The organism is Catellatospora aurea (assembly GCF_042663325.1).
Classification (GTDB): Bacteria; Actinomycetota; Actinomycetes; order Mycobacteriales; family Micromonosporaceae; genus Catellatospora; species Catellatospora aurea.
Map to the genome: position 1 here is coordinate 120,488 of NZ_JBHTAC010000014.1, position 25,262 is coordinate 145,749.

Consider the following 25,262-nt stretch of genomic DNA (forward strand, 5'->3'; position numbering starts at 1 on the left):
GTACATGATCGGTGATCCCCCCGCCCCGCTGGACGGAGCTCGCGAGCTGTTCGCGCTCGACCCGGCGGTCGCCCATGTCAACCACGGCTCGTTCGGCGCGGTGCCGCTGCCGGTCCGCGAGGCCCGGCAGCGGCTGATCGACGAGCACGACGCGAATCCGACCAGGTTCGTCACGTCGGGTCTGTGGCAGCGGGTCGCCGCGGCCCGCGAGGTCACGGCGGTGTTCTGCGGGGCGGACCCCGCGGGCGCCGCGTTCGTCGCGAACGCCACCACGGGCACCGCGATGGTGCTGGCGGCGGTCGCGCCCGGCGCGGGCGACGAGATCGTGGTCACCGACCACGGCTACCACGCCGTCGAGCTGGCCGTGGACGAGCAGCGGCGGCGGCACGGCGTACGCGTGGTTACCGCCCCGGTCGAGCTGGGCGCGTCCGAGGCCGACACGGTCGCCGCGGTGCTCGACCGGGTCGGCCCGCGCACCCGGCTCGTCATCGTCGACCAGGTGTCCTCGGCCACCGCGCAGCGGCACCCGGTGCACAAGATCGCCGCCGCGCTGCGCGAACGCGGCGTGCCGCTGCTGGTGGACGGCGCGCACGCGCCCGGCATGCTGGACCGCCCGCTGGCGGGCCTCGACGCCGACTTCTGGGTGGGCAACCTGCACAAGTGGGCGTACGCGCCGCCGGGGAGCGCGCTGCTCCAGGTCGCCCCGGCCTGGCGGGAGCGGATGGTGCCGCTGGTCGTGTCGCACTCCCAGCCGGACGGCTTCCCGCTGTTCCTGGAGCAGCAGGGCACCCTCGATCACAGCCCCTGGCTGGCCGCGCCGGTCGGGCTGGACGTGTTCGGCCGCTACGGCTTCGACACGATCCAGCGGCACAACGTCGCGCTCGCCGCGTACGGCCAGCGGGTGATCGGAGAGGCGCTCGGCCTGGACCCGGACGCGCTGCCCGACCCGGGCCCGGAGGTGCCCATGCGGCTGCTTCCGCTGCCCCCGGGCGCGGTCCGCGACATCACCGAGACGGCCGCGCTGCGCACCCGGATCAGCGTCGAACTCGGGGCCGAGCCGAACGTCATGTGGTGGCGCGACCGCGCCTTCCTGCGGATCAGCGCCCAGATCTACAACACCGCCGCCGACTACGAGCGGCTCGCCGCGGGCCTGCCGGGCCTGCTACGCGGCTGACGGGTGACGCGAAGATCGTCAGCCGGAGCGCACCGCCGCCGGGCAGCAGGCGCACGCGGGCCAGGCCCAGCACGGCCAGCGGATCGAGGTAGAGGGACCCGCGCCGCAGTCCCCAGTGCAGGCAGGCGGACGCGGAGCAACCGGGGTGGCCTGCGGCCAGCAGCCCGATCGTGCTCCCGGCGGCGACGACGTCACCGGCTTCGACCAGCGCGTCCACGGGCTCGTACGTCGTGCGCAGCCCGCCGGGATGGTCGACGCTGACGACGCCGCGCCCGGCCAGCACCCCCGCGTAGACGACGGTCCCACCGCCGGCGGCCAGGACCGGCCAGCCCGGTGACGCCGCCAGGTCGACGCCGCGATGGCCCGGCAGCCACGGCCGCGGCGGCGGATCGAATCCGCGCACCAGGCGCGGCGTGCCGGCCAACGGCCACCGCCATCCGCCCGATACCCGCGGCTCCGGTGCTTGCGGCTCGGTGGCCGGGCGAGACGTTTGGTCCGCTTCCACCGCGGCAGGCCTACCCCAGGTGGTCTGGGCCGCGGATACGGGCGGCAGGAAACCGATGGCCAGCAGGAGCGCCGCGGTGGGCGCGATGGTCGTTCTCACGGCGGCAGCGTGCCCGACGACCGGGCCGCCTCGCGACAGGTGACAGGGCGCGCCTGTGGACAACCGGACGGTTGGGGACAACCGCCCGATCAGGCGCCCGGTGTGCTAGAGCCGGGTGCTCAGAAACCGCCCTCGGTGGGCAGCGAGATGTCGGGCTTCTCCAACTCCTCGACGTTGACGTCCTTGAAGGTCATAACACGGACATTCTTCACGAAGCGGGCGGGACGGTACATGTCCCAGACCCAGGCGTCGTGCATCTCGACCTCGAAGTAGACCTCGCCGTCGGAGTTGCGCACGTGCAGGTCCACCTGGTTGGCCAGGTAGAACCGGCGCTCGGTCTCCACCACGTAGGAGAATTGGCGCACGATGTCGCGATACTCCCGGTAGAGCTGCAGCTCCATGTCGGTCTCGTACTTCTCGAGATCCTCTGCGCTCATCGTTCGCCCTCCTGCGGCCCACATCCTGCCGATGAACCGTACCGCGCCGCGCCCAGCGGCGCGCGTTTAGCCACGGAGGCCGGTCGACGCCGTCAGCTCGGCCACCCCGCGCTGCCCGTTTCGTCCCCGCTCCGCCCGTGCCACGTTCTGGTACGAACGGCGGTGCACCGGGCTCGGCCCGTGCTCCTCCAGCGCAGCCTGGTGCTCGGCGGTGCTGTACCCCTTGTGCAGCGCGAAGCCGTACTGCGGATACACCATATCGAGCTGTGTCATGACCCGGTCACGCGACACCTTCGCCAGCACGCTGGCGGCCGCGACGCAGGCCGCGACCTGGTCGCCCTTCCACACCGCGAGGTTGGGCACCCCCAGCCCGTCCACCGGGAAGCCGTCGGTCAGCACGTACGCCGGACGGGTGGTCAGCGCCGCGAGCGCGCGCCGCATCGCCGCCACGTTGCACACGTGCAGCCCGCGCCGGTCGATCTCCTCGGGCTCGATGACCACCACGGCGTACGCCAGGGCGGTCGCCCGCACCACGTCGAAGATCCGGTCCCGGGTGGCCGGGGTGAGCAGCTTCGAGTCGGTCAGTCCCTCGATCTCGGCGCGCTTGCTGTCCGGCAGCACCACCGCCGCGGCCACCAGCGGCCCCGCACAGGCCCCGCGGCCCGCCTCGTCGGCGCCTGCCACCACCGCGAAGCCGCGGCGCTGCAGCGCGCGCTCCAGGGCGTAGACGCCGCCGTCCACGCGCAGCACCGGACGCGACGGGCTCAGCACGGGCCGACCCCCGCACCGTCCAGCACCGCGACCAGGTCGGCCGGGTAGAGGACCTCGGCCGTCTCGCGCAACTCCGGCAGGCTCCACCAGTGATGGGCGTGCACCCACTGCTGCTCGACCTCGTCGAAGCCGCTGGTGTCGACGCGCCACTGCGGCACCCGTACCAGATAGAAGTCCTGCTCCTGGCGGTAGGCGACGCCGTCGAAGGAGAACTCCGCGATCTCCGAGTGCACGACGGGGCCCAGCTCGGCCGAGGGCACGGCGAGACCGGTCTCCTCGTACAGCTCCCGGGCCGCCGCCTGGGCGGTCGTCTCCCCGTCGTCGAGGCCGCCACCGGGGGTGAACCAGTAGTGCACGTCCGGGTGACGGGGGTCGCTGCCGCGGAACAGCAGCAGCCGTCCGGCGGCATCCACCAACAGCACCCGTCCGGCCCGCCGCGACCGGCGCTCCACCTGCATGACATGCAGCCTAATTCGTGCGACCCGCCCGGCACACTCCGGGCGCGGCGGCTTCTCAGGCGGCGGGCGAGGGCCCCGGCACGGCCGCGAAGGTCTCCGGCACGGTCAGCCAGGTGGCCCGATCGAACGGCCAGAACAGCACGAAGGCCCGCCCGACCAGCGCCTCCAGCGGGATGGTCGCCTGCATGATGTCCTGGTTGTGGCCGTTGTAGTTGGCCAGCGAGTCCGCCGAGGCCTCCCGGTGGTCGCCCATCACCCAGACCCGGCCCGCGGGCACCGTGATGTCGAACTTCTGCGGGGCCATCTTGTTGCCCGGATAGACGTACGGCTCGTCCAGCGGCTGCCCGTTGACGGTGATCCGGCCCTGGGCGTCGCAGCAGACCACGCGGTCGCCGGGAACGCCGATGATCCGCTTGATGAAGTCCTCCTGCTCCACCGAGCTGCGCCAGGTCAGCGGGGCCTCGAAGACGACGATCTCGCCGCGGGCCGGCTCGCCGAACTCGTAGGCGAGCTTGTTGACCAGCACGCGGTTGTCGACGAGCAGCGTCTGCTCCATCGAACCGGTGGGGATGTAGAACGTCTGCACCACGAACTGCCGCACCAGCAGGGCGACGACGAGGGCCACCACCAGCAGGACCGGCAGTTCTCTCCAGAACGATCCCCGGCCGCCGCGCGGCTTCTTCTGCTCGTCGTCGATCATGTGCCGGAGCCTACGCGGCGAGCCGGGAACCGGTGGCCCCCGGCTCGCCCGGTGTCAGCCTCCGGACGACGGCTCGGGCACTCCCGCGAACGTGTCCGGCACGGTCAGCCAGGTGGTCCGGCTGAACGGCCAGAACAGCACGAACGCGCGCCCGATCACGGAATCGATCGGGATCGTGGCCTCCTCGATGTTCTGGCCGTGGTTGTTGTAGTTGGCCAGCGAGTCGCCCGAGGCCTCGCGATGGTCGCCCATCACCCACAGCCGGCCCTCGGGGATGGTGACGTCGAACTCCTCGGGCGCCATCTTGTTGCCCGGGTAGACGTACGGCTCGTCGAGCGGGTGGCCGTTGACCTGGATGCGGCCCTGCGGGTCGCAGCAGACCACGCGATCGCCGGGCACGCCGATCACCCGCTTGATGTAGTCCTCGTGCTCCGGGGTGTTGCGCCAGCTCTGGGGCGACACGAAAACGATGATCTCGCCGCGCTCCGGCGCCCGGAAGTCGTAGACGAGCTTGTTGACCAGGACCCGGTCGTCGAGGTCCAGGGTGTGCTCCATCGACCCGGAGGGGATGAAGAACGTCTGCACCACGAACTGCCGCACCAGGAACGCCACGATGATGGCCACACCCAGCAGGATCGGCAGCTCGCGCCAGAACGACCCTTTGCTGCTTTTGGTCTGCTCGTCAATCACGCACGGAGCCTACGCGGCGAAACTGAAAACGACGATCACCCGAGCTGTGTTGCCCTGTCGCGTGTAAGCCTGCGGCGTACCACCACCGCGCCCAGCAGCAGCGGCAGCGCCACCGACACCGACGCGCCGGGGGCCGGCCCGGCCGCGCCCGCCGGATCGGCGTCGGGCACCTTGTCGAACACCTCCTGCTGGGCCACCGAGCCCCAGCGGCTGAACGGCAGCGCGACCACCATCGCCTTGCCGATGACGTCGTCGATCGGCACCTGGCCCTGGCAGCGCGAATCCTGTGACACCAGGCGGTGGTCACCCATCACGAACAGCATGCCGGGCTCGACGATGACCTCGTCGAAGTCGCGGGTGTTGCAGGTCTTGTCGCCCTTGTCACCGCGCGGGGAGTTGCGGATCACGTACGGCTCGTCGATCGGCACGCCGTTGACGTAGATCCGACCGTCGACGTCGCAGCAGGACACCCGGTCACCGGGCAGCCCGATGACCCGCTTGATGAAGTCCTTCTCCCCCGGCTGGCTGATGCCGACGAGGTCGCCGACGGTGCGGCCGAGCTTGGAGAAGAAGCCCGCGTCCGGGTCCGCGCCGTTCTCCGGAGCCCAGTTGTCGGGGCCCTTGAAGACGATGACCTCACCGCGCTCGGGGTCGCGGAACTCGTACACCACCTTGTTGACCAGGACGCGGTCGCCGACGAGGAGGGTGTCCTCCATCGAGCCGGACGGGATGTAGAACGCCTGCATCAGGAACGTGCGGATGAGCACGGCCAGGCAGAACGCCACCACCAGCAGCAGCGGAAGCTCCTGCCACAGCGGCATGCCCTTGCGGCCCCGGCCCCGGCGGCGTCGGCGCTTCTTCCACTGCTCGCCCGTGATCTCGTCGTGCCTGCTGCTGGGGAGGAGTGCCACAACTGCCGCCGCTCGTGAAGTTCGCCACTGGATGTCGGCCGCAAGCCTAGAAGAACAGAGAACTTTTCGGGAGTCCCCTTCAGGCTGTGATACGAGCTTTAACAAAGCGCCGGAAACACGAACGGGCGGCGACACCCGAAGGTGTCACCGCCCGTGATCGTCGAGGACGAGGTCTCAGGCGACCTTGGCCTCGCGCAGTTCCTTGATCTTCGCCTTCTTGCCGCGAAGGTCGCGCAGGTAGTAGAGCTTGGCGCGGCGCACGTCACCACGGGTCACGACCTCGACGCGGTCGATGGCGGGACCGTGGAGCGGGTAGCTGCGCTCGACACCCACACCGAAGCTCAGCTTGCGGACCGTGAAGGTCTCACGCAGGCCGGAGCCCTGGCGGCGGATCACGACGCCCTGGAAGACCTGCACACGGGACCGGTTGCCCTCGACGACCCGGGCGTGCACCTTGACGGTGTCACCGGCCCGGAACGAGGGGATGTCGGTCCGCAGGGAGGCGGCGTCGAGTACGTCCAGCGTTTGCATCGCTGCATCCTTGAATCTCAGCGCACCGGCTGCCGGTGCGCGTGTGGGCGATACTGACCCAGGCTCGGGCCGCGCGAGGCGGTGGTCGGCTTGAGTCCTCGTCGTCGCGCACGGCGTGCCCGACCGACGGCAGTGTCACCGTCCGCGGACGGCAACCCCTCTACTCTGCCACATCGACCCGGCGGGCCGGAAATCCGGCCTCGTCGAGTAGAGCGAGGTCACGCTTGTCGAGCGTGGCCGGGTCCAGCGCGGCCAGCAGGTCCGGCCGGCGTGCGGCGGTACGCAGCAGCGCCTGGTCGCGCCGCCAGCGGGCGATCCTCCCGTGGTCGCCGGAGCGCAGGATGTCGGGCACGTCGTGCCCGCGCCACGACGGCGGCTTGGTGTAGGCCGGCGTCTCCAGCAGCCCGTGCGCGTGCGACTCGTCGGCCAGCGAGTCGGCGTTGCCGAGCACGCCCGGGATCAGCCGGGTGATCGCCTCCAGCATCACCAGCACCGCGACCTCGCCGCCGAAGAGCACGTAGTCGCCCAGCGACACCTCGCTGACCGGCATGCGCTCCGCGGCGTGGTCCAGCACCCGCTGGTCGATGCCCTCGTACCGGCCGCACGCGAAGACCAGGTGCGACTCGGCTGCCAGCTCGTACGCGGTGGCCTGGGTGAACGGGGCGCCGGCCGGGGTCGGCACCACCAGCCGCGCGGTCGTGCCCTGCGGCACCAGCTCGTCCAGGGCCTGGCCCCACGGCTCGGGCTTCATCACCATGCCCGGCCCGCCGCCGTACGGGGTGTCGTCGACGGTGCGGTGCACGTCATGCGTCCAGGTGCGCAGATCGTGCAGGTGCAGGTCGAGGATCCCCGTGGTGCGCGCCTTGCCGATGAGCGACAGCTCCAGCGGAGCGAAGTACTCCGGAAAGATGCTGACGACGTCGACGCGTTTGCCCGTCACAGGTCGAACAGCCCGCCGGGCGGGTCGACGGTGATCCGGCCGCCGGCCACGTCCACCTCGGGCACGATGGCACTGACGAACGGGATGAAGCCGGTCCGGCCGTCAGCCAGGCGCACGACCAGCAGATCCGACGAGGGCGCGTGCTCGATGCGGGTGACCTTGCCCAGCGGCTCGCCGCCGACGGTGACCACGTCGAGCCCGACCAGCTGGTGGTCGAGGAACTCGTCCGGGTCCTCGGGCGGCGCGACGTCGGCCGAGTCGATGTTGAGGACCGCGCTCTTGGCCAGTTCGGCCGTGTTGCGGTCAGGGATCTCCGCGAAGGTGACGATGAGCTCGCCCGAGTGCGGGCGCGCCGACTCCACGGTGAGCGTGCCCGGCAGTCCCGCCACGGCGGGCTCGACGATCAACGTCGAGCCCGCCGCGAAACGCGACGCGGGTTCGTCCGTACGCGGATGCACCAGGACCTCGCCCCGGATGCCGTGCGCGCGCATGACGTGTCCGACGATCAGAAGCATGTGCCGCTGAGCCGCCGTCAGAACGCGTCGACGATGTCGACGCGGATGCCCTTGCCGCCGACCGAGCCGACCACCTGGCGCAGGGCACGTGCGGTGCGACCACCCCGGCCGATGACCGTGCCGAGGTCCTCGGGGTGAACCCGGACCTCCAGCCGCGGCCCGCGGCGGTTGTCGACCAGACGCACCCGGACGTCGTCCGGGTGGTCCACGATGCCCTTGACGAGGTGCTCCAGCGCGGGCCGGAGGGCTGCGTCAGCTCTGCTGCTCGTCGCCGGCCGCAACAGCCTGCTCCTCAACCTTGGCCTCGGCCGCCGGCTCGGCGACCTTCTCCGCCTTCTCCGCCTTCGCGGCCTTCTTGGCCGGGGCGGCCTTGGCGGGCTCGAGGCCCGCGGCAGCCTGGGCGGCGGCCTCGTAGGTCGACTTGCGGTCGGCCTTCGGCGCGGCCACCAGCAGCGGCGGCGGGGCCGGCAGGCCCTTGAACTTCTGCCAGTCGCCGGTCTTGGAGAGGATGGCGATCACGGACTCGCTCGGCTGCGCGCCGACCGACAGCCAGTGCTGCACCCGGTCCGACTTGACCTCGATCACCGAAGGGTCTTCCTTCGGCTGGTAGATGCCGATGAACTCGATCGCCTTGCCGTCGCGCTTGGTGCGCGAGTCGGCGACGACGATGCGGTACTGCGGGTTGCGGATCTTGCCCATCCGCAGAAGCCGGATACGAACGGCCACGGTTTTACGCTCCTGTGGGATTGAGGTGAGCGCCATCGCCCTGCGTGGGGTTGCCGGGCTCCGTTGCTCGAGACATCGCCGCGCCCCGGAAGTTAGAGGGCAGCCGGAAACGCACCGAATATCAGCTAGCCATTGTGCCAGACGGAACCGGACGGATCGCGCGCGGGCGGTCCCAACCCGCTGTGCGTCGCGGCACCGGCCAGGCGGGGTCGGGACGGAAATCACACCAGGTCCCGTCGAACGGGAACGCCCCCGCCTCGGCGATCTCGATCAGGCGCGCCCCGTCGGCCCGGATCCGCGCCGCACCCGCCTCGTCCCAGTAATCCGCGTGGCCGGTCTTGGCGGCCAGCTCGGCCTCGTCCTTCCAGCGCCAGCTCAGGTCCGGTTCCACCAGCACGTCGAGCGCGTTGTCGGCGAAGTCCACGCCGCAGACGTCGCCGTCGCGCCAGCGGACGAAGGGCTCCTCCAGGTTGCCGTACCAGCTGCCGAACTCGCCGCCCCGGAAGAACCACCACACCGACCACGGCTCCCCCGGCCGCTGCCACATCAGCAGGTCGTTGCCCGCCCACGTCAGCGGTCGCAGGGCGGCGTCCGGGCCCAGTTCGTCGAGGGTGCCGTCGTGGTGGCTGCGGCCGTCCTCGGTCATGATCCGCCAGTACGTCGTGCCGGCCGGCAGCCACAGCAACAGGCCCCGCGCACCGTCCTCGACCACCGTGGTGGCCTGGAGGAACGTGATCCGCCCGCCGCGCCAGCACCGCCGCAGCACGGTCTGCCCCGTCTCGAAGTACATGGGCCGGGACATTACCGGCGATTGTCGCCGCCCAGGGGGCACGCCGGGGGTCAGGCTCGTTCGCGCGGACGGTCCCAGCCGGCCGGAACCTCGGCGGGCACCGTCCAGGCCGGGTCGGGCTGGAAGTCGCACCACGTCCCGTCGAACGGGAACGCCCCCGCCTCGATCAGCTTGACCACCCGCTCGCCCTCGGCCCGCACCGCCTCACCGTCGGCCACCCAGTAGTGCTGCGGGTACGCCAGGCGCTCGGTGAACTCCTCCTCGTCCTTCCACCGCCACGACCGGTCGGGCGTCACGACGATGTCGAGGTCCTGGTCCACGATGTCTACCCCGGCGACGTGGCCGTCGTCCCAGCGCTGCCCGGACTCCTCCAGGTTCACGTACCACCGGGTGAACCGGCCGGCGTCGTCGCGGAAGAACCAGACCGAGTGGTCCTCGCCGCGCGGGAGCCACTTGAGCAGGCTCGGCCCCGACCAGGTGACCTCCCAGAGCTTCGTCTCCGTCTCGATCCACTCCGAGAAGGGCATGGCCCGCAGGCCGCGCCGGTCGACGGCCAGCCGGTCCAGCATCGGGGCGCCGCGGGGCACCCACAGCAGCAGGCCCTGCTCGTCGTCGGCGACGACCACAGCGGTCTTGAGCAGGCCGATCCGGTGGCCGTGGAAGTGGCGGTGCAGGATCACCCGTCCGGGTTCGAAACGCATGTGCCAACCCTAGCGAAGAACTTGATTGACCAAGTCGTACGACACTAGAGTCGAGCCGTCGCGACAGCACCACCGCACGACCCCCGGCCGCTTCGAAAGAGCGGAATGGGCGGCTCACCACCGGCTACCGGACCGGATGGGAGTGGGGGCCGCTCCTGAGTAGTTCCTTTGCAGCCACACTCAGGAGGACGTGGGAATGTCGATTCCCGTCGAACAGCACCAGCACGCCGAACACAAGCGCATCCAGAAGATCGACGAGGATGCGACCACGGTCATCGTGCAGGTCGGCCAGATCGCCGAGACACAACGCAAGCACACCGCGATGCTGGAGCGGCACACCGTGTACCACCAGCAGCACCGGTCCGACCTGACCGCGCTACGGCGCGATCTTGAGGACACCCGCACCGAGATGAACATGCGTTTCTCGGCACTGGACGATGACGTCGCCGGGTTGAAGACCGACGTGTCGCAGATCAAGGACACGCTCGGTGTGATCCTGTCGCGCCTGCCGGAGCAGCCGGCCGTGTGAGACGGCGAAAGCGGCCCCCGGAGCCTGACCGGGGACCGCTTTCGTGTCGTTCGGGTCAGTACGAGCGAGCCAGGATCGCGGTCAGGTCGGGCTCGTCCTGCGAGGCCGGGATCGAGCCGTCGGCCCGGAACAGGCAGCGCACCGTGATGGCGCGCTCGTTGGCCAGCGCCTCGCCGTCGACGCCGACCGCGGACCACGGCACCCGCGCCCAGCCGGTGCCGGCCGCCTCCATGGCCTCGTCCAGGGTGGACACCTCGACGGTGTTCGCCTCCCGGCGGGCCAGGGCCTCGTCGTACAGCGCCTTCTGGTCGGCCTCCAGCGCCGCGGTGACCGCGCCGACGGCCTCGCCGAGCTGCAGCGGGGTCTTCGAGCCGTCGAACCGGCGGACCAGCACGACGCGGCCCTCGGCCAGGTCGCGCGGGCCGACCTCGACCCGGATCGGGTAGCCCTTCAGCTCGGCGTCCACGGCACGGCGGCCGAACGGGGTGTCGACCCGGTCGTCCAGCTTCACCCGGACCCCGGCCGCGGCCAGGTCCTCGACCAGCGTGCGGGCGGCGGAGGTGATCGAGCCGTCGGTCTCCTTGACCACCGTCACCAGGGCCTGGACCGGCGCGAGCGCGGGCGGGATGCGCATGCCGTTGTCGTCGCCGTGGCACATGATCAGGCCGCCGAGCATGCGGGTGGACGTGCCCCACGAGGTCGTCCAGGCGAACTCGCGGGTGCCGGCCTGCGAGGAGTAGCCGATGTCGAACGCCTTGGCGAAGTTCTGGCCGAGCTCGTGCGAGGTGCCCATCTGCAGCGCCTTGCCGTCGCCCATCATCGCCTCCAGCGTGTACGTGCTGGTGGCGCCCGCGAAGCGCTCGCGATTGGTCTTGCGGCCCAGCACCACCGGGATGGCGAGCAGGTCACGCATGTGGCGCTCGTACACCTCGTGGTGGATCTTCAGGGTGTAGTCCTTGGCGTCGGCCTCGGTGGCGTGGGCGGTGTGCCCCTCCTGCCACAGGAACTCCGACGTGCGCAGGAAGACCCGCGGGCGCATCTCCCAGCGGACCACGTTGGCCCACTGGTTGAGCAGCAGCGGCAGGTCACGGTAGGAGTCGACCCACTTGGCCATGAACTCGCCGATGACGGTCTCGCTGGTGGGGCGCACCACGACCGGCTCGGCCAGCTGCTTGCCGCCGCCGTGGGTGACCACCGCGAGCTCGGGCGAGAAGCCCTCGACGTGCTCGGCCTCGCGCTTGAGGTAGCTCTCCGGGATGAACAGCGGGAAGTACGCGTTCTCCGCGCCCGCCGCTTTGATCCGGGTGTCCATGTCGGCCTGCATCCGCTCCCAGATGGCGTACGCCGTCGGTCGGATGACCATGGTGCCCCGGACCGGGCCGTTGTCGGCCAGCTCAGCCTTGGAGATCAGGTCCTGGTACCAGCGGGGAAAGTCTTCCGCCCGGGGAGTGAGCACACGCGCCATAGCGGGTCATCCTACTGACCCGCCCGGCCCCCACTCCCCCCAGCCCGCCCGTGTCCCACCTCGCCGCCGCCCGCCCGATGTGTTCAAGATCGCCCGACTTGCCGGGCAACTGTGCGAAAACGCCCTCAAAATACGCACACCTGCCCGGCAACTCGAACGATCAAGGGCGGGCGGGACCGGTCACCGGATGACGTGGCCGCGCAGGACGATGCGTTGGGGGGTCAACAGGGTGTGCAGATCGCGGCGCGGGTCTTCGGCGTAGACGGTCAGGTCGGCCAGGCCGCCCTCGATGAGGCCGGGGAAGCCGAGCCAGTCGCGGGCGCGCCAGGAGCCGGCCGCGAGCACATCGAGCGCGGACATGCCGGCCGCGCGCAGGCGCAGCATCTCCTGGGCCGCGAGCCCGTGCGCGATGCCGCCGCCCGCGTCGGAGCCGACGTAGATCGGCACCCCGGCCTCGTGCGCCGCGGCCACCACTGCCGGGAAGCGGTCGCGCAGCGCCAGCATGTGCTTGGCGTACCCGGGGAACTTCGCCTCGGCCCGCTCGGCGATGTGCCCGAACGTCTCAATGTTGATCATCGTGGGGACCAGGGCGGTGCCCCGGCGCGCCATCTCGTCGAGCAGGTCGGTCGACAGGCCGGTCCCGTGCTCGACGCAGTCGATGCCCGCGCGTACCAGCGTCGCGACGCTCGACTCCTCGAAGCAGTGCGCGGTGATCCGCGCCCCGGCGGCATGCGCCGCGGCCACGGCAGCGGTGAGCGTAGACTCGTCCCAGGCCGGAGCCAGGTCGCCGCGGTCGCGATCGATCCAGTCACCGACCAGCTTCACCCAGCCCGTGCCCGCGGCCGCCTGCCGAGTCACCTCCGCGACCACCTGGTCGGCGGGCACCTCGACCCCGATCTCGGGCAGGTACCGCCGCGGCGGCGCCACGTGCCGCCCCGCGCGGGCCAGCCGCGGCACGTCGTGGTCGTCGTCCAGCTCGGCGTACGGGAACGGCGAGCCCGCGTCCCGAATCGCCAGCACCCCGGCGTCCCGGTCGGTGATCGCCAGCTGCCGTGCCTGGTCCAGGCTGGTCACCGGGGCCCCGCCGGGCGCGATGCCGATGTGGCAGTGCGCGTCCACGAGGCCGGGCAGCACCCAGCCGCCGTCGCTGATCGTCTGCGCCCCCGGCACCGGGGTCAGCGACACCCGGTCGCCCACCAGCCACAGATCGCGGACCTCGTCGTCGGGGAGCACCACGCCCCGCACATGCAGCGCCGTCGCCATGCTGGCACTGTGCCACACGGTTGATCACGGTGGTTAGGGTGTGCGCCATGTCGCCCCTGCCCCCGTTCCGCCAGGTAGCGCTGTGCCTGCTCGCCGTAGGGGTGCTGCTGAGGCAGGCGCAGCCGTTCCTCTGGGAGGCGTACGGGCCCGATCGGCTGGGCTACCCGCTCGCCCTGCTCGTCGGCTTCCTGCTGCCGCTGCTGGCCGCGCTGGTGCTGCCGTACGCCGCGTACGAGTGGTTCGCCCGCCGCCACCGGTCCCGGCCCGCCTCGTTCATGGTGCGCGACGGCGGCTTCGACGCGCCCGTGTCCGCGCTCGCGGGCCGCCGGATCATCATGTTCGGCCTGCTGGCCTTCGCGGTGCCGGTCACCGAGTCGGGCGACCACGGGCGGCAGCCACTCACCGACCACCTCATGCTGCCGCTCGGCGTCATGCTGCTGCTGGTCGGCGGCACCATGGTCGCCGACGCGCTGCGCCCCGGGCCGGTCGTCCGGCTGACCCCGGATCACCTGATCCTGGGCGGCTGGCGACGCACGCTGGTGCGATGGGACGCCGTCGCCCGGGGCGACGCGCTGCCGCCCGCGCCCGGCGACACGACCTTCTACGTACGCGAGATCCAGCCGGGCCGGGTGCGCTGGCACAACCTGCCGGTGGACCTGTCCCACGTCAACACGGTGTTCCTGATCGCGGCGGTACACCACTACACGTTCCATCCGGAGCACCGGGCCGCCATCGGCACCGAGGCCGAGCTGGCCCGGCTACGCGCAGCGCTGTCCGTGGGCGGTCCAGCGGATCCGTCGGGCTCCGCGCGGTCGCGCGAGTCCGCAGCCAGTCCGCGGTGACGGCCGGACAGGTCGCGGGTCACCCGGGAGGCTGACGCAGCAGTGGATCGAGGAGGATCCCTTGCTTTCGTTCGAACATGTGTTCGATAATAGATGCAGGCGCGGGGCGTCGGCACAGCTGAGTTGATGGCAGTCAGCATCTGTGTCGGCGCCTCCCCGACTGCATGCATCGATCCCATGCAGACGAAGATCGCCACCTCAGGCCCGGCGTCGGGGGGTGACCGGTAGCGGACCCTGGGGTGGCGATCTTCGAAAACTCCGTGCGGCGAGGACCTACTTGTCCTTGTCGTCGCCCTTCATCAGCTTGCCGAAGTCGAGCTTCGGGGCCTTGAACGGGCTGCTGCCGCCCATACCCATCTGCTGCTCCAGCGCAGCCGGGTCCATACCCGGCGGAAGCTGCGGCATGCCGCCGATGCCGGGCAGGCCGGCCGGGAAACGACCGCCGCCACCGCCGCCGCCCTTGGTGCCCTTGCGCTTGTTCTTCGGCGACTTGGTCGCCTTGCGGCGGCCGCCGCCGGGCAGGCCCATCATGCCGCCCATCTGCTTCATCATCTTCTGCGCCTGCTCGAAGCGGTTGAGCAGCTGGTTCACGTCGGTGACGGTGACGCCCGAACCGCGGGCGATGCGGGCCCGGCGCGAGCCGTTGAGGATCTTCGGTGTGCTGCGCTCGCTCGGCGTCATCGAGCGGATGATCGCGGTGACCTTGTCGAAGTGGCTGTCGTCCAGCTCGGCCAGCTGGTCCTTCATCTGGCCCATGCCCGGCATCATGCCCAGCAGGTTCGCGATCGGCCCCATCCGGCGTACGGCGATGAGCTGGTCGAGGAAGTCCTCCAGCGTGAACTGCTCACCCCCGAGCAGCTTCGCCGCCATCTTCTCCTTCTGCTCCTCGTCGAAGGCCTGCTCGGCCTGCTCGATGAGGGTCAGCACGTCGCCCATGCCGAGGATGCGGCTGGCCATCCGGTCGGGGTGGAAGACGTCGAAGTCCTCCAGCTTCTCGCCGGTGGACGCGAACAGGATCGGCTGGCCGGTGACCTCGCGCACGGACAGCGCGGCGCCGCCGCGGGCGTCGCCGTCGAGCTTGGAGAGCACGACACCGGTGATGCCGACGCCGTCGCGGAACGCCGTCGCGGTGGCCACCGCGTCCTGGCCGACCATCGCGTCGATGACGAAGATGACCTCGTCGGGGTTGACCGCGTCGCGGATCGCGGCGGCCTGGGCCATCATCTCGGTGTCGATGCCGAGGCGGCCGGCGGTGTCGACGATCACGATGTCGCGCATGTGGCGGCGGGCATGCTCGATCGAGTCCTTGGCGACCTGCACGGGGTCGCCGGTGCCGTTGCCGGGCTCCGGCGCGTACACCTCGACGCCCGCGCGCTGGCCGAGCACCTGCAGCTGGTTGACGGCGTTGGGGCGCTGAAGGTCGCAGGCGACCAGCAACGGCTGGTTGCCCTGGGCCTTGAGCCACCGGGCGAGCTTGCCCGCGAGCGTGGTCTTACCGGAACCCTGCAGACCGGCCAGCATGATCACCGTGGGCGGCTGCTTGGCGAACTGGAGCCGCCGCGCCTGCCCGCCGAGGACCGCGACCAGCTCCTCGTGCACGATCTTGATGATCTGCTGGGCCGGGTTGAGCGCCTGCGAGACCTGCGCGCCGCGCGCCCGCTCCTTGAGCCGGAAGATGAAGGCCTTCACCACCGGCAGGGCGACATCCGCCTCCAGCAGCGCCAGCCGGATCTCCCGGGCGGTGGCGTCCACGTCGGCGTCGGTGAGCCGGCCCTTGCTCCGCAGCTTGGAGAAGATGCCGGAGAGCCGGTCGCTCAGGGTGTCAAACACAGCGCAACATCCCCAATTGTTCGAGTTCGTCTGAATGAGCGGCTACAGGCAGCCTTGGTAAGGGTAGCCGCTGCCTCCACGGGCCGGTCCCACTGCCGCCCGGTCCGGGCATACCCACCTCCCCGACCCCGCGAACCGCCCTCCGGGCCGCGCCGGCCGCCACCCCGGCCGCAGCGTCCCCGATCGCCCAAGATCGCTCGACTTGCCCGGCACATGTGGGAAAGCGCGCTCAAGATACGCACAGGTGCCCGGCAGGTCGAACGATCAAGAATCGCGCCGCCGGTCACACCGCGGCGAGGACGGCGGCTTCGACCGCGTCGCGGTCGAAGTCGCCGACCAGGTAGAAGGCGTCGACGACGTCGGCGCCGAGGGTGGAGACGCGGGCGGTGCGTACGTCGACGCCGAGTTCGGCCAGGGCCGAGGTGACCCGGAAGAGCAGGCCCGGCGAGTCCGTGGCCCGCAGCTCCAGCAGCGCCGCACCGGTCGCCTCGCCCCAGATGACCCGCGGCTCGGCCCCGGCCACCGGCTTGCGCCCGCTGCCGAGCCGGCGCGGCAGCGCGAGCTGGTCCAGCCCCACCCGGCGCAGATCGGCGGCGAGCAGCTCCCGGTCGGGTGGCGCGCCGTACCTGTTGTTGACCGCGCATTCGATGATGGCCCGCTCGCCGATCGTGGACGTGCCCGCGGCGACGATCTCCAGTTTGTGCGTGGCCAGGCAGCCGGCGACGGCGGCGAGCAGGCCGACGCGGTCGTGCGCGGCCAGCGCCACCCAGTCGTCGGCGACCTGCACCACGGGCAGCGGCCCGGCCAGCAGCGCCGGGTCGGGCAGGGTGGGTTCGGGCAGCTGGCCGCCGCCGAGCACCTTGCGCACCCGCGCGCACAGGTCGTCGATGAGCTTGGACTTCCAGCCCGACCAGGCGGCCGGGCCGGTGGCCTGGGCGTCGGCGCGGGCGAGCATCTGCAGCAGCTCCAGGGTGCCGGTGTCCCCGACGAGCTTGGCGACGTGGTTGATCGTCGCCGGGTCGTCCAGGTCGCGCCGGGTCGCGGTGTCGGGCAGCACCAGGTGGTATCGCACCAGCGTGGCGATCGTGTCGACGTCCGCGGGCGGCAGGCCCATCGCGGTGGCGATCTCGCGGGCCAGCTCCGCGCCGACCTCGCTGTGGTCGCCGGGCAGGCCCTTGCCGACGTCGTGCAGCAGCGCGCCGAGCACCAGCAGGTCCGGCCGGGCCACCTCGCGCGACCAGGTGGACGCGTTCGCGGCGGCCTGCACCAGGTGCCGGTCGAGGGTGAAGCGGTGCACGGGGTGGTGCTGCGGGGTGCCGCGCAGCCGGGTCCACTGCGGCAGCCAGGCCGAGGTCAGGCCGAACCGGTCGCAGGCCTCCCAGGCCGCCACCAGGCCGGTGCCCGCGCCGAGCAGGGTCAGCAGGGCGGTGCGGGCCGAGGCGGGCCACGGCGTCGGCAGCGGCGGGCAGAACCGGGCGAGCCACTCCAGGGTGGCCCGCGCGATGGGCATCTGGTGCTGCGCGGCGGCGGCCGCCACGCGCAGCGACAGCGACGGGTCGGGGTGGGGGCCGACGGCGGCTCGGGCCAGCACGATCTCGCCGTCCGCGGCGACCACGTCGCGGGCGATCGGGCGGCGCACGGCCACCGCCTCGCGGGCGCGCGGGTCGCCACCGCGGGTGGCGGCGGTGTTCCAGCGCTGCACCGAGCGCCAGGCGTCGGTCAGCGACCACGAGATGGTACGCGCGTCCAGCCCGATCCGGCGCAGGAGCGCGTCCCCGTCGGCGAGCCCGAGCAGCTCCGCCACCTGCAGCCGCTCCTGGGCCCGCAGCCGGTCGTTGCGCCGGCCGATGCTGACGTGCAGCGCGTCGCGTACGTCGAGCAGCCGGGTCGCGGCGGCGCGCACCTGGGGCGGCAGCGCGTCGGCGACCCCGGCGACACCGATGCCGCGCAGCACGCCGACGTCGCGCAGCCCTCCGGCGGCCTCCTTGACGTCGCCTTCGAGCAGGTAAGCCAACTCGCCGTGGGCGGCGTGGCGCTCCTCGACGAGTTCGCGCAGCCGCAGCAGCTGGCGGCGGGCGGTGCGCCGCCACTGGTCCACGGCGGCACGGCTGAGCTGGGCGGACAGGGCCGGATCGCCGGCGATGTGGCGGGCGTCGAGCAGCCCGAGGGCGACTTTGACGTCGTCGTGCGCCGCGTCGAGCGACTCGGCGACGGTGCGGGTGGAGTGGTCCAGTCCCATCCGGGCGTCCCAGATCGGATACCAGAGCGAGGCCGCCAGCTCGTCGATCCCCGGCACCCCGGTGTGCACCAGGATCAGGTCCAGGTCGCCGTGCGGGGTGCACTCCCGGCGGCCCAGGCCGCCGACGGCCACCAGGGCGACGCCGGGGGTGTCCGGCAGCAGGCGGCGCAGCCAGGCGTCGAGCGCCCCGGCCCGCGCGAGCCGGGCGACCGCGCCGATGGAGCCCGGCTCGCGCAGCGCTAGGCGCGCATAGTCGGGCCCGGGGCCCGCCGCGCTGTCCGATGCGGAAGCTACGACGTTCCCCGGGCCCATGTGGTCCTCTTTCAGGTTGTTGCGACTGTCATCTCAGAGCGCGTCGAGACCGCGCTCGCCGGTGCGGACCCGGACCACCTCGGAGACCTCGGTGACCCAGACCTTTCCGTCCCCGATCTTGCCGGTCCGGGCGGCGGTGACGATGGAGTCGACGACCTTCTCCACGTCCAGCTCGTCCGTGACGACCTCGATCCGGATCTTCGGCAGGAACTCCACCGTGTACTCGGCACCCCGGTACACCTCGGTGTGGCCCTTCTGCCGGCCGTAACCCTGGACCTCGCTGACCGTCAGCCCGGCGACGCCCATGGCGTGCAGAGCCTCCTTCACAGCGTCCAACTGGTACGGCTTGATGACGGCGGTGACCAGCTTCATGCTCAACCCCTCCATCTGGGAACCTTAGCCGGACACCTTTTCGGTGGCCGGTGCCGTCTCTTCCACATCGGCCTTGGGAGCCTTGGGCGTACCGATACCGGCCAGAGCGAAGGCGCCGGCGCTGCCGCCGCCCGCCGAGGACGACAGCTCGTACGCGCTCTCCGCGTGCTCGGCCACGTCGATGCCCTCGACCTCGGCCTCGGGCTTGACCCGGAAGCCGATGGTCTTGTCGATCACGAACGCGAGCAGCGCCGCGACCACGAACGAGAAGACCGTCACGATGCCGCTGGCCAGCGCCTGCCGGCCGAGCTGCGTCACGCCACCGCCGTAGAACAGGCCGTCCTGGCCGCCCAGCGTGGTGATGAAGGAGTTCAGCTCGGTGCTGGCGAACAGACCGATGAACAGCGAGCCGATCCAGCCGCCGACGAAGTGCACACCGACCACGTCGAGCGAGTCGTCGTAGCCGAGCTTGTACTTCAGGCCCACCGCCAGCGCGCAGACCGCGCCGGCCACCAGGCCGAGCAGCACCGCGGGCAGCGTCGGGATGAAGCCACAGGCCGGGGTGATCGCGACCAGGCCGGCGACCGCGCCGGAGGACGCGCCGACCAGGGTCGGCTTGCCGTCACGGAACCACTCGACGATGATCCAGCCGAGCAGACCGGCGGCCGTGGCCACCTGGGTGTTCAGGAACGCGACACCCGTGATGGCGTCGACCGTCAGCTCCGAGCCCGCGTTGAACCCGAACCAGCCGAACCACAGCAGACCGGCGCCGAGAGCGACGAACGGCACGTTGTGCGGCTTGAACTTGTCCTTCGGCCAGCCGATGCGCTTGCCGAGAACCAGGGCCACGCCCAGTGCCGCGGCACCGGCGTTGATGTGGACCGCGGTGCCACCGGCGAAGTCGAGCGCGAAGATCTTGGCGCCGATGAAGCCGCCGCCCCAGACCCAGTGCGCGACCGGGATGTAGACCAGGGTCACCCAGCCGAAGGCGAAGACCAGCCAGCCGGCGAACTTCGCCCGGTCGGAGATCGCGCCGCTGATCAGGGCGACCGTGATGACCGCGAACATCATCTGGAAGATGGCGAACACGTACGTCGGGATGCCCGTCGATGCGCCGGCCAGGAACCAGATCTCGCCGGTCTTGTCGATCGGCATACCCAGGTAGGTGGAGAAGTTACCGATGAAGCCGTTCAGGTCCGCGTTGGCGTTGGTGCCGAACGCGGCGGTGAAGCCGTAGACGACCCAGATGATGGAGACGAGCCCGATCGAGGCGAAGCTCATGATCATCATGTTGAGGACGCCCTTGGCACGGTTCAGGCCGCCGTAGAACAGCGCCAGACCCGGAGTCATGAGCAGCACCAGAGCGGACGAGACCAGCAGCCACGCTGTGTTGCCGGTGTCGATCGTCGGTGGATCTTCGACGAGCAGCACGCTGCCCTCCTAAGTGAGTGGGTTCCTCCCAGCCAGCCCCGAGGTCGACCGTCGTGGCGCCGCCGTGTCGACAGGCCGCTCGTCGTGTCATCCCCGACCGATCGCCGCAGTGCCATCGGTGCTGGTTGGGGGGCAGCATCGCCAACCCCTGTTTCGCGCAGTGACGCTGCTCGGTTTCCGGCACGTCACGATCTGTTTCGTACGTGTGAAGAAATGTTCACACGTGAGGAGACCATTCATGGCGCGTTTCAGCGCAGCGCGTGCTCCAGCGTGTACCGCTCGTAGTCAATCAGCCGAAGGTCGCGAAGCGGCCGCCGAAGGTGGCCCTTCTGCACGATCCGTACGAACGCCGGCTCCCCCGCGGTGGCGAGGCGGCGGATGCCCTCGACGTGGTCCACGATGCGCTTGCGGATGGTCCGCACGAGGCGGTGCCGGTCGCGCGGGATCAGCCCGTACGCGTCGGCGAACAGGCGCAGCCGGCGCGGCCGGTCCGGCCGGTGCCAGCCGAGCGTGATCGAGTCCCGGTCACTGAAGATCGGCACCCAGGTCCAGGCGGCGTACGCCACGTCGTAGATGCGCGACCCGGGCGAGGCCAGGTCGAAGTCGATCATCGCGAGGGTGCCGTCCGGCCGCCAGATGACGTTGTGCGGAGCGGCGTCGTGGTGGCAGATGATCTCCGCGTCCGGCGGGGGCGGCCCGAACGAGCGCCACACCCCGCCCGGCGGGGTCCGGAAGCCGGCCTGCGCGTCGTGGAACATGCGCAGCATGGTGGCGACGGTGACCAGCGCCTCGTCGGTGACCCAGTGCGGGGCCAGCGGGTACTCCCCGCACTCACCCGGCAGGTACGACAGCACCTCGCGGCCGTGCTCGTCCATGCCCAGGGCACGGGGGGAACCGGTGAAACCGGCGTACTCGAGATGGCGCAGCAGGGCGTGCACGGTCGGCGTCCACGGACCGGCGTTGCGCCGGACCGTCTCGCCGACCCGCACCACCGTGCTGACGTTTCCGCCACGCAGAGGGATCTCGGTGGGATCCTGGAAAGGGGCTGTCACCATGGACTCGTCAGCTGCTCGTCGCTCGTCGGCTCGTCACTCGTCGCCCAGCAGGGCCGAGACGAACTGCGAGGGGTCGAAGGGTGCGAGATCGTCGGGACCCTCGCCGAGGCCGACCAGCTTCACCGGAATGCCGAGAGCACGCTGCACCGCGATCACGATACCGCCCTTCGCCGTGCCGTCCAATTTAGTGAGCACCACGCCGGTGACATCGGCGACCTCGGTGAAGACCCGAGCCTGGCTCAGCCCATTCTGTCCCGCGGTCGCGTCGAGCACCAGCAGGGTCTCCGAGACCGGGCCGTGCTTCTCCACCACGCGCTTGATCTTGCCCAGCTCGTCCATCAGGCCGACCTTGTTCTGCAGGCGGCCGGCGGTGTCGATGAGCACGGTGTCGACGCCCGCGTCGATGCCCTTCTTGACCGCGTCGAACGCCACGGCGGCCGGGTCGCCGCCCTCGGGACCGCGCACGACCTGCGCGCCGACCCGGCTGGCCCAGGTGGCGAGCTGCTCGGCCGCGGCCGCGCGGAAGGTGTCGGCCGCGCCCAGCACCACGGTGTGGCCGTCGGCCACCAGCACTCGGGCGATCTTGCCGCAGCTGGTGGTCTTGCCCGCGCCGTTCACGCCGACGACCAGGATCACCGACGGCTTGCCGTCCATGACGCCGGTGTGCAGCGAGCGGTCCAGCTTCGGGTCCAGCGCCTCGGTGAGCTCCTCGGCCAGCAGCGAGCGCAGGTCGGCGGTGCTGCGGGTGCCCAGCACCCGGGTGCGCTCGCGCAGCTTCGCCACGATCTCGGTGGTCGCCTGCACGCCCACGTCGGCACTGATCAGGCTCTCCTCGACCTCGTCCCACGCGTCGTCGTCGAGGTGGTCGCGCGACAGCAGCCCGAGCAGGCCCTTGCCGAAGACGTTCTGCGAGCGCGACAGCCGGGCGCGCAGCCGCACCAGGCGGCCCGCGGTCGGCTCCGGCTTCTCGATCTCCGGCTCGGCCTTCGGCGGCGCGACCGGCGGGGCCGTCTCTACCGGCGCGGGCGGGGCCGGGGCGGGCACGACGGCCGGCTTGCTCGGCACGGCCTGCTCCGGAGCCTTCTCCGCGGCGGGCTTCTCCGCAGGCGGGGCGATCACGCTCGGCGGGATCTTCTCCCCGCGCTCGATCCCCGGGCGCTCGCCCTCCGGCGCCTGCGGCAGCGTGCCGCGGCCCGGCCGGCGGACCAGGAACAGCGTCAGTCCGGCCAGCAGCAGCAGGCCGATGACGATGAGTACGGGGACGAGCGCGTCTTTCATGCTGGGCATCCTCTCAAACCTCGGCGCATCCGGCGCACACCGGAGGCCGCGCGCGCCGATACGACAGCCCCGGCCCTGGCCACCACCGTCCCGATCACGGAGGATGTCCGCGTGGCGAACCTCCTCCTCGGCCCCCTCCTGCGGCGCGTCGACGGTGACCAGGCGGTCATCTGGGTACAGACCGACCAGCCCGCGCGGGTGCGGGTGCGCGCCGGTGAGGCGAGCGTGACGTCGGACACGTTCGAGGCGTTCGGGGTGCACGTGGGACTGGTGGTGCTGGCCGGGCTGCCGACCGGCGCGAACTCGTACACCGTCGAACTCGACGGCGCGGCCGTGTGGCCGCTGCCGGGATACCCCGATTCCGTGATCACCATCCGCGATCCGGGACAGGCCGACGCGGTGATCGCGTTCGGCTCCTGCCGCGAGGCCAGCGCGCAGACCCACGCCGAGGCCGGGCACGACCCGGACGCGCTGGAGGCGCTCGGGCACCGGCTGCTCACGCAGGCCCGGCACGGGCACGCCGACCTGCCCGACCTGCTGGCGCTGATCGGCGACCAGATCTACGCCGACGGCCTGTCCGCCCCGACCCGCGGCTGGCTGGCCGAGCAGACCAGGCCGGGCTCCGCGCCCGAGGGACACGTCGTCACGTTCGCCGAGTACGTGCACCTCTACCACGAGTCGTGGACCGAGATGCCGGTCCGCTGGCTGCTGTCCACCGTGCCCAGCGTGATGATCTTCGACGATCACGAGATCATGGACGACTGGAACTCCTCGGCCGCCTGGCTCGACGAGGTGCGCCGCGAGCCCTGGTGGGACGAGCGCAGCACCACCGGCATCGCCTCGTACTGGCTGTTCCAGCACCTCGGCAACCTGACCCCGGCCCAGCTCGACGGCGACCCGGTGTGGACGCGCATCCGGGCCGGCGAGCACGCCACCACGGTGCTGACCGAGTTCGCGGCCCGGGTCGCCACCCCGGCCGGGCCGGACCCCTACCCGTGGGGATACACCGTCGACGTCGGCCGGACGCGGCTGGTCATGCTCGACTGCCGGGGCAACCGGGTGATCGACGGGCCCGAGCGCCGGATGTGGCCCCAGGAGCACTGGGACGACCTGGCCGAACAGGCCCGCGCCGACTGCGACCACCTCGTGCTGGCCTGCTCGCTGCCGTGGCTGCTCGCGCCGACGATCCACCACGGTGAGGCCGTCATCGAGGTGCTGGCGGCGAAGCGGCCCGGCATGGAGCGGCTGCGCCAGAAGTACGACCTGGAGCACTGGGCGGCCGTCGGGCACTCCTTCGACGAGCTGACCGCGCTGATCGCGGGCGTACGCGGGCCGGCCACGGTGAGCGTGCTCGGCGGCGACGTGCACCACTCGTACGTCGCCCGCGCCGCGATCCCCGGCGCGACCGCGACCGTGCACCAGATCACCTGCTCGCCCCTGCACCAGAGCATCCAGGGCGTCATGCGCACGCTGCTGCGGGTGGGCTGGTGGCGGGCACTGTCCAGCCCGGCCGCGCTGGTCGCCCGCCTGTTCGGCGTGCCCCGCCCGCAGGTGCGCTGGACGGCCTACGACCCGCCGTACTTCGGCAGCGCCGTGGCCACGCTCACCCACCGCGGCCGCGCCGCCTCGGTCGTCATCGAGGGCACCGCCGACGGCACCGGCCTGTCCCCCGTCCTCCGCCACAACCTCACCCGCTGACCCACCCCACTGTCATCATCCCGACACCCCCTCCCGCCCCCGCGGCCCCGCCGCCGCAACTTTTAAAGAGTTGTGGCCTCGACCGGCCTTGATGGGCGCAAGTCTGTAAGAGTTGCGGCCAGGAGGGGGCGTCAGGCGGGCTCGGAGGCGACCGGCACCGACACCGAGTGGTCGTCCGTGACCAACGTGACCTTGCCGCCCGCGTGCTCGACCGTGAGCAGCGTGCCCGGCGGCAGCACGTCCAGCACATCCGGTGGCAGTTGCACGGTGCCGTCACCGGCGATGACCGCGAACTCGCGCCCGTCGCGGCCCTCCGACCCGACCCGGCCGTCCCGGATGGTCACCGCCCGGCCCAGCCGCGCGCCCACGTCGGGGTCGTGCGTCACGGCGACGATGGTGGTGCCGCGCTCGGTGTTGACCGCCTCCAGCGCCGCCAGCACCTCGTCCCGGGCGGTCCGGTCGAGCTGGCTGGTCGGCTCGTCGACGAGCAGCAGGCCGGGCGAGGCCGCCATGCCGACCGCGATCGCGGCCCGCTGCGCCGCACCGGGCGGCAGGTCCTGCACCTTGCGGTGGCCCAGGCCGGTCAGCCCGAGCAGCGCCAGGATGCGCTCCGGCGGCTCCAGATCGGCGGGGCGCACGTGCGCCGCCCGCCGCTGGGCCAGCCACACGTTGCTGAGCACGGTGGCGTACGGCAGCAGGTTGCGCCGTGCCCCCTGCAGCACCACGCCCAGGTCGGTGCCGCGCAACCGGGCCAGCTCGGCCTCGCTGATCCGGCCGATGTCGACCAGGCCGATCTGCACCCGCCCCGCGCTGGGCCGCATCAGCCCGGCCAGCAGCGCGATCAGCGTCGACTTGCCGGAGCCGGACGGCCCGACCAGGGCCACCCGCTCCCCCGGCGCGATGTCCAGGTCGACGCCGGCCAGCGCGACCACGTCGCCGCCCTCGGCGCGGTAGATGTGCACCACCCGGCGGCAGACCACGGCCAGGCCGGTCAGGCTGG

At 71.6% G+C, this 25,262-nt stretch carries 27 protein-coding genes; 4 read left to right on the forward strand and 23 right to left on the reverse strand.

Annotation, left to right across the window (positions count from 1 at the left end):
* Nucleotides 1-4 precede the first annotated feature (4 nt).
* Nucleotides 5-1,174, forward strand: coding sequence for an aminotransferase class V-fold PLP-dependent enzyme (locus ACFQO7_RS16330; protein ID WP_376807115.1), 1,170 nt, complete (start codon nucleotides 5-7; stop codon nucleotides 1,172-1,174).
* On the opposite strand, the gene ACFQO7_RS16335 is transcribed toward ACFQO7_RS16330, so the two are convergent.
* The 14 genes from ACFQO7_RS16335 to ACFQO7_RS16400 all read right to left on the reverse strand — a co-directional run bounded on the left by ACFQO7_RS16335 (nucleotide 1,098) and on the right by ACFQO7_RS16400 (nucleotide 9,948).
* Nucleotides 1,098-1,778: a murein hydrolase activator EnvC family protein gene (locus ACFQO7_RS16335; protein ID WP_376807116.1), complete on the reverse strand. Its 681-nt coding sequence runs from the start codon at nucleotides 1,776-1,778 to the stop codon at nucleotides 1,098-1,100. The two genes, ACFQO7_RS16330 and ACFQO7_RS16335, sit on opposite strands and share 77 nt — an antisense overlap.
* A gap of 119 nt (nucleotides 1,779-1,897) precedes the next feature.
* Nucleotides 1,898-2,215 (reverse strand): DUF2469 domain-containing protein, encoded by a 318-nt coding sequence (locus ACFQO7_RS16340; RefSeq protein WP_020523399.1) that lies wholly within the window; start codon nucleotides 2,213-2,215, stop codon nucleotides 1,898-1,900.
* Between the two features lie 66 nt (nucleotides 2,216-2,281).
* Nucleotides 2,282-2,986 (reverse strand): ribonuclease HII, encoded by a 705-nt coding sequence (locus tag ACFQO7_RS16345; protein WP_376807117.1) that lies wholly within the window; start codon nucleotides 2,984-2,986, stop codon nucleotides 2,282-2,284.
* On the reverse strand, nucleotides 2,980-3,444 hold the full coding sequence (locus tag ACFQO7_RS16350; RefSeq protein ID WP_376807118.1) for an NUDIX hydrolase: 465 nt from the start codon (nucleotides 3,442-3,444) through the stop codon (nucleotides 2,980-2,982). Before ACFQO7_RS16350 ends, ACFQO7_RS16345 begins: the two co-directional genes overlap by 7 nt.
* A gap of 55 nt (nucleotides 3,445-3,499) precedes the next feature.
* Nucleotides 3,500-4,144: a signal peptidase I gene (gene lepB / locus ACFQO7_RS16355; protein ID WP_376807119.1), complete on the reverse strand. Its 645-nt coding sequence runs from the start codon at nucleotides 4,142-4,144 to the stop codon at nucleotides 3,500-3,502.
* Between the two features lie 54 nt (nucleotides 4,145-4,198).
* Nucleotides 4,199-4,834, reverse strand: coding sequence for a signal peptidase I (gene lepB / locus ACFQO7_RS16360; RefSeq protein WP_376807120.1), 636 nt, complete (start codon nucleotides 4,832-4,834; stop codon nucleotides 4,199-4,201).
* Between the two features lie 35 nt (nucleotides 4,835-4,869).
* On the reverse strand, nucleotides 4,870-5,745 hold the full coding sequence (gene lepB, locus ACFQO7_RS16365) for a signal peptidase I (protein ID WP_376807121.1): 876 nt from the start codon (nucleotides 5,743-5,745) through the stop codon (nucleotides 4,870-4,872).
* Nucleotides 5,746-5,919: 174 nt separating this feature from the next.
* Nucleotides 5,920-6,276 (reverse strand): 50S ribosomal protein L19, encoded by a 357-nt coding sequence (rplS, locus tag ACFQO7_RS16370; protein WP_360520391.1) that lies wholly within the window; start codon nucleotides 6,274-6,276, stop codon nucleotides 5,920-5,922.
* Nucleotides 6,277-6,436: 160 nt separating this feature from the next.
* Nucleotides 6,437-7,216: a tRNA (guanosine(37)-N1)-methyltransferase TrmD gene (trmD, locus tag ACFQO7_RS16375; RefSeq protein ID WP_376807122.1), complete on the reverse strand. Its 780-nt coding sequence runs from the start codon at nucleotides 7,214-7,216 to the stop codon at nucleotides 6,437-6,439.
* Nucleotides 7,213-7,731: a ribosome maturation factor RimM gene (gene rimM / locus ACFQO7_RS16380; protein WP_376807123.1), complete on the reverse strand. Its 519-nt coding sequence runs from the start codon at nucleotides 7,729-7,731 to the stop codon at nucleotides 7,213-7,215. The genes trmD and rimM overlap by 4 nt, the downstream gene beginning before the upstream one ends.
* Before the next feature lie 17 nt (nucleotides 7,732-7,748).
* A complete protein-coding gene (locus tag ACFQO7_RS16385) occupies nucleotides 7,749-8,012 on the reverse strand; it encodes an RNA-binding protein (RefSeq protein WP_120318507.1) in 264 nt (87 codons plus the stop codon).
* The gene (gene rpsP, locus ACFQO7_RS16390; RefSeq protein ID WP_376807124.1) at nucleotides 7,984-8,457 is read right to left on the reverse strand and encodes a 30S ribosomal protein S16; all 474 of its coding nucleotides are present in this window, start codon (nucleotides 8,455-8,457) and stop codon (nucleotides 7,984-7,986) included. Before rpsP ends, ACFQO7_RS16385 begins: the two co-directional genes overlap by 29 nt.
* Before the next feature lie 121 nt (nucleotides 8,458-8,578).
* Complete coding sequence (locus ACFQO7_RS16395; RefSeq protein ID WP_376807125.1) at nucleotides 8,579-9,247, reverse strand: DUF402 domain-containing protein; 669 nt, start codon at nucleotides 9,245-9,247, stop codon at nucleotides 8,579-8,581.
* A 50-nt stretch (nucleotides 9,248-9,297) separates the two neighbouring features.
* A complete protein-coding gene (locus tag ACFQO7_RS16400) occupies nucleotides 9,298-9,948 on the reverse strand; it encodes a ribonuclease FAU-1 family protein (RefSeq protein WP_360520407.1) in 651 nt (216 codons plus the stop codon).
* Nucleotides 9,949-10,144: 196 nt separating this feature from the next.
* Between ACFQO7_RS16400 and ACFQO7_RS16405 the strand changes: the two genes are divergently transcribed.
* Complete coding sequence (locus ACFQO7_RS16405; RefSeq protein ID WP_376807126.1) at nucleotides 10,145-10,477, forward strand: hypothetical protein; 333 nt, start codon at nucleotides 10,145-10,147, stop codon at nucleotides 10,475-10,477.
* Nucleotides 10,478-10,532: 55 nt separating this feature from the next.
* On the opposite strand, the gene proS is transcribed toward ACFQO7_RS16405, so the two are convergent.
* A complete protein-coding gene (proS, locus tag ACFQO7_RS16410; protein WP_361042918.1) occupies nucleotides 10,533-11,942 on the reverse strand; it encodes a proline--tRNA ligase in 1,410 nt (469 codons plus the stop codon).
* Between the two features lie 180 nt (nucleotides 11,943-12,122).
* A complete protein-coding gene (locus ACFQO7_RS16415; RefSeq protein WP_376807127.1) occupies nucleotides 12,123-13,205 on the reverse strand; it encodes an amidohydrolase family protein in 1,083 nt (360 codons plus the stop codon).
* Nucleotides 13,206-13,252: 47 nt separating this feature from the next.
* Between ACFQO7_RS16415 and ACFQO7_RS16420 the strand changes: the two genes are divergently transcribed.
* On the forward strand, nucleotides 13,253-14,047 hold the full coding sequence (locus ACFQO7_RS16420; RefSeq protein ID WP_376807128.1) for a hypothetical protein: 795 nt from the start codon (nucleotides 13,253-13,255) through the stop codon (nucleotides 14,045-14,047).
* Between the two features lie 273 nt (nucleotides 14,048-14,320).
* Here ACFQO7_RS16420 and ffh read toward each other — a convergent pair whose 3' ends face one another.
* The 6 genes from ffh to ftsY all read right to left on the reverse strand — a co-directional run bounded on the left by ffh (nucleotide 14,321) and on the right by ftsY (nucleotide 22,564).
* Nucleotides 14,321-15,877, reverse strand: coding sequence for a signal recognition particle protein (gene ffh / locus ACFQO7_RS16425; RefSeq protein ID WP_376807129.1), 1,557 nt, complete (start codon nucleotides 15,875-15,877; stop codon nucleotides 14,321-14,323).
* Between the two features lie 283 nt (nucleotides 15,878-16,160).
* Nucleotides 16,161-18,428: a [protein-PII] uridylyltransferase gene (locus tag ACFQO7_RS16430; RefSeq protein ID WP_376807130.1), complete on the reverse strand. Its 2,268-nt coding sequence runs from the start codon at nucleotides 18,426-18,428 to the stop codon at nucleotides 16,161-16,163.
* 33 nt (nucleotides 18,429-18,461) lie between these two features.
* Nucleotides 18,462-18,800, reverse strand: a complete 339-nt coding sequence (locus tag ACFQO7_RS16435; RefSeq protein WP_166386781.1) for a P-II family nitrogen regulator — start codon at nucleotides 18,798-18,800, stop codon at nucleotides 18,462-18,464.
* A 24-nt stretch (nucleotides 18,801-18,824) separates the two neighbouring features.
* Nucleotides 18,825-20,150: an ammonium transporter gene (locus ACFQO7_RS16440; RefSeq protein WP_376807169.1), complete on the reverse strand. Its 1,326-nt coding sequence runs from the start codon at nucleotides 20,148-20,150 to the stop codon at nucleotides 18,825-18,827.
* 329 nt (nucleotides 20,151-20,479) lie between these two features.
* Nucleotides 20,480-21,283, reverse strand: coding sequence for an aminoglycoside phosphotransferase family protein (locus ACFQO7_RS16445; protein WP_239165823.1), 804 nt, complete (start codon nucleotides 21,281-21,283; stop codon nucleotides 20,480-20,482).
* Between the two features lie 36 nt (nucleotides 21,284-21,319).
* A complete protein-coding gene (ftsY, locus tag ACFQO7_RS16450) occupies nucleotides 21,320-22,564 on the reverse strand; it encodes a signal recognition particle-docking protein FtsY (RefSeq protein WP_376807131.1) in 1,245 nt (414 codons plus the stop codon).
* A 111-nt stretch (nucleotides 22,565-22,675) separates the two neighbouring features.
* Between ftsY and ACFQO7_RS16455 the strand changes: the two genes are divergently transcribed.
* Nucleotides 22,676-24,262: an alkaline phosphatase D family protein gene (locus ACFQO7_RS16455; protein WP_376807132.1), complete on the forward strand. Its 1,587-nt coding sequence runs from the start codon at nucleotides 22,676-22,678 to the stop codon at nucleotides 24,260-24,262.
* Nucleotides 24,263-24,393: 131 nt separating this feature from the next.
* On the opposite strand, the gene ACFQO7_RS16460 is transcribed toward ACFQO7_RS16455, so the two are convergent.
* Nucleotides 24,394-25,257, reverse strand: coding sequence for an ABC transporter ATP-binding protein (locus ACFQO7_RS16460; protein ID WP_376807170.1), 864 nt, complete (start codon nucleotides 25,255-25,257; stop codon nucleotides 24,394-24,396).
* Nucleotides 25,258-25,262: the final 5 nt, after the last annotated feature.

Coding starts and splice junctions, on each gene's coding strand:
- ACFQO7_RS16430 (WP_376807130.1), bottom strand. CDS start 18,428: ATGGGCCCGGGGAACGTCGTAGCTTCCGCATCGGACAGCGCGGCGGGC.
- ACFQO7_RS16350 (WP_376807118.1), bottom strand. CDS start 3,444: ATGCAGGTGGAGCGCCGGTCGCGGCGGGCCGGACGGGTGCTGTTGGTG.
- ACFQO7_RS16395 (WP_376807125.1), bottom strand. CDS start 9,247: ATGTACTTCGAGACGGGGCAGACCGTGCTGCGGCGGTGCTGGCGCGGC.
- ACFQO7_RS16330 (WP_376807115.1), top strand. CDS start 5: ATGATCGGTGATCCCCCCGCCCCGCTGGACGGAGCTCGCGAGCTGTTC.
- ACFQO7_RS16420 (WP_376807128.1), top strand. CDS start 13,253: ATGTCGCCCCTGCCCCCGTTCCGCCAGGTAGCGCTGTGCCTGCTCGCC.
- ACFQO7_RS16435 (WP_166386781.1), bottom strand. CDS start 18,800: ATGAAGCTGGTCACCGCCGTCATCAAGCCGTACCAGTTGGACGCTGTG.
- ACFQO7_RS16415 (WP_376807127.1), bottom strand. CDS start 13,205: ATGGCGACGGCGCTGCATGTGCGGGGCGTGGTGCTCCCCGACGACGAG.
- proS (WP_361042918.1), bottom strand. CDS start 11,942: ATGGCGCGTGTGCTCACTCCCCGGGCGGAAGACTTTCCCCGCTGGTAC.
- ACFQO7_RS16400 (WP_360520407.1), bottom strand. CDS start 9,948: ATGCGTTTCGAACCCGGACGGGTGATCCTGCACCGCCACTTCCACGGC.
- ftsY (WP_376807131.1), bottom strand. CDS start 22,564: ATGAAAGACGCGCTCGTCCCCGTACTCATCGTCATCGGCCTGCTGCTG.
- lepB (WP_376807119.1), bottom strand. CDS start 4,144: ATGATCGACGACGAGCAGAAGAAGCCGCGCGGCGGCCGGGGATCGTTC.
- ACFQO7_RS16405 (WP_376807126.1), top strand. CDS start 10,145: ATGTCGATTCCCGTCGAACAGCACCAGCACGCCGAACACAAGCGCATC.
- rplS (WP_360520391.1), bottom strand. CDS start 6,276: ATGCAAACGCTGGACGTACTCGACGCCGCCTCCCTGCGGACCGACATC.
- rimM (WP_376807123.1), bottom strand. CDS start 7,731: ATGCTTCTGATCGTCGGACACGTCATGCGCGCGCACGGCATCCGGGGC.
- ACFQO7_RS16440 (WP_376807169.1), bottom strand. CDS start 20,150: ATGACTCCGGGTCTGGCGCTGTTCTACGGCGGCCTGAACCGTGCCAAG.
- ACFQO7_RS16340 (WP_020523399.1), bottom strand. CDS start 2,215: ATGAGCGCAGAGGATCTCGAGAAGTACGAGACCGACATGGAGCTGCAG.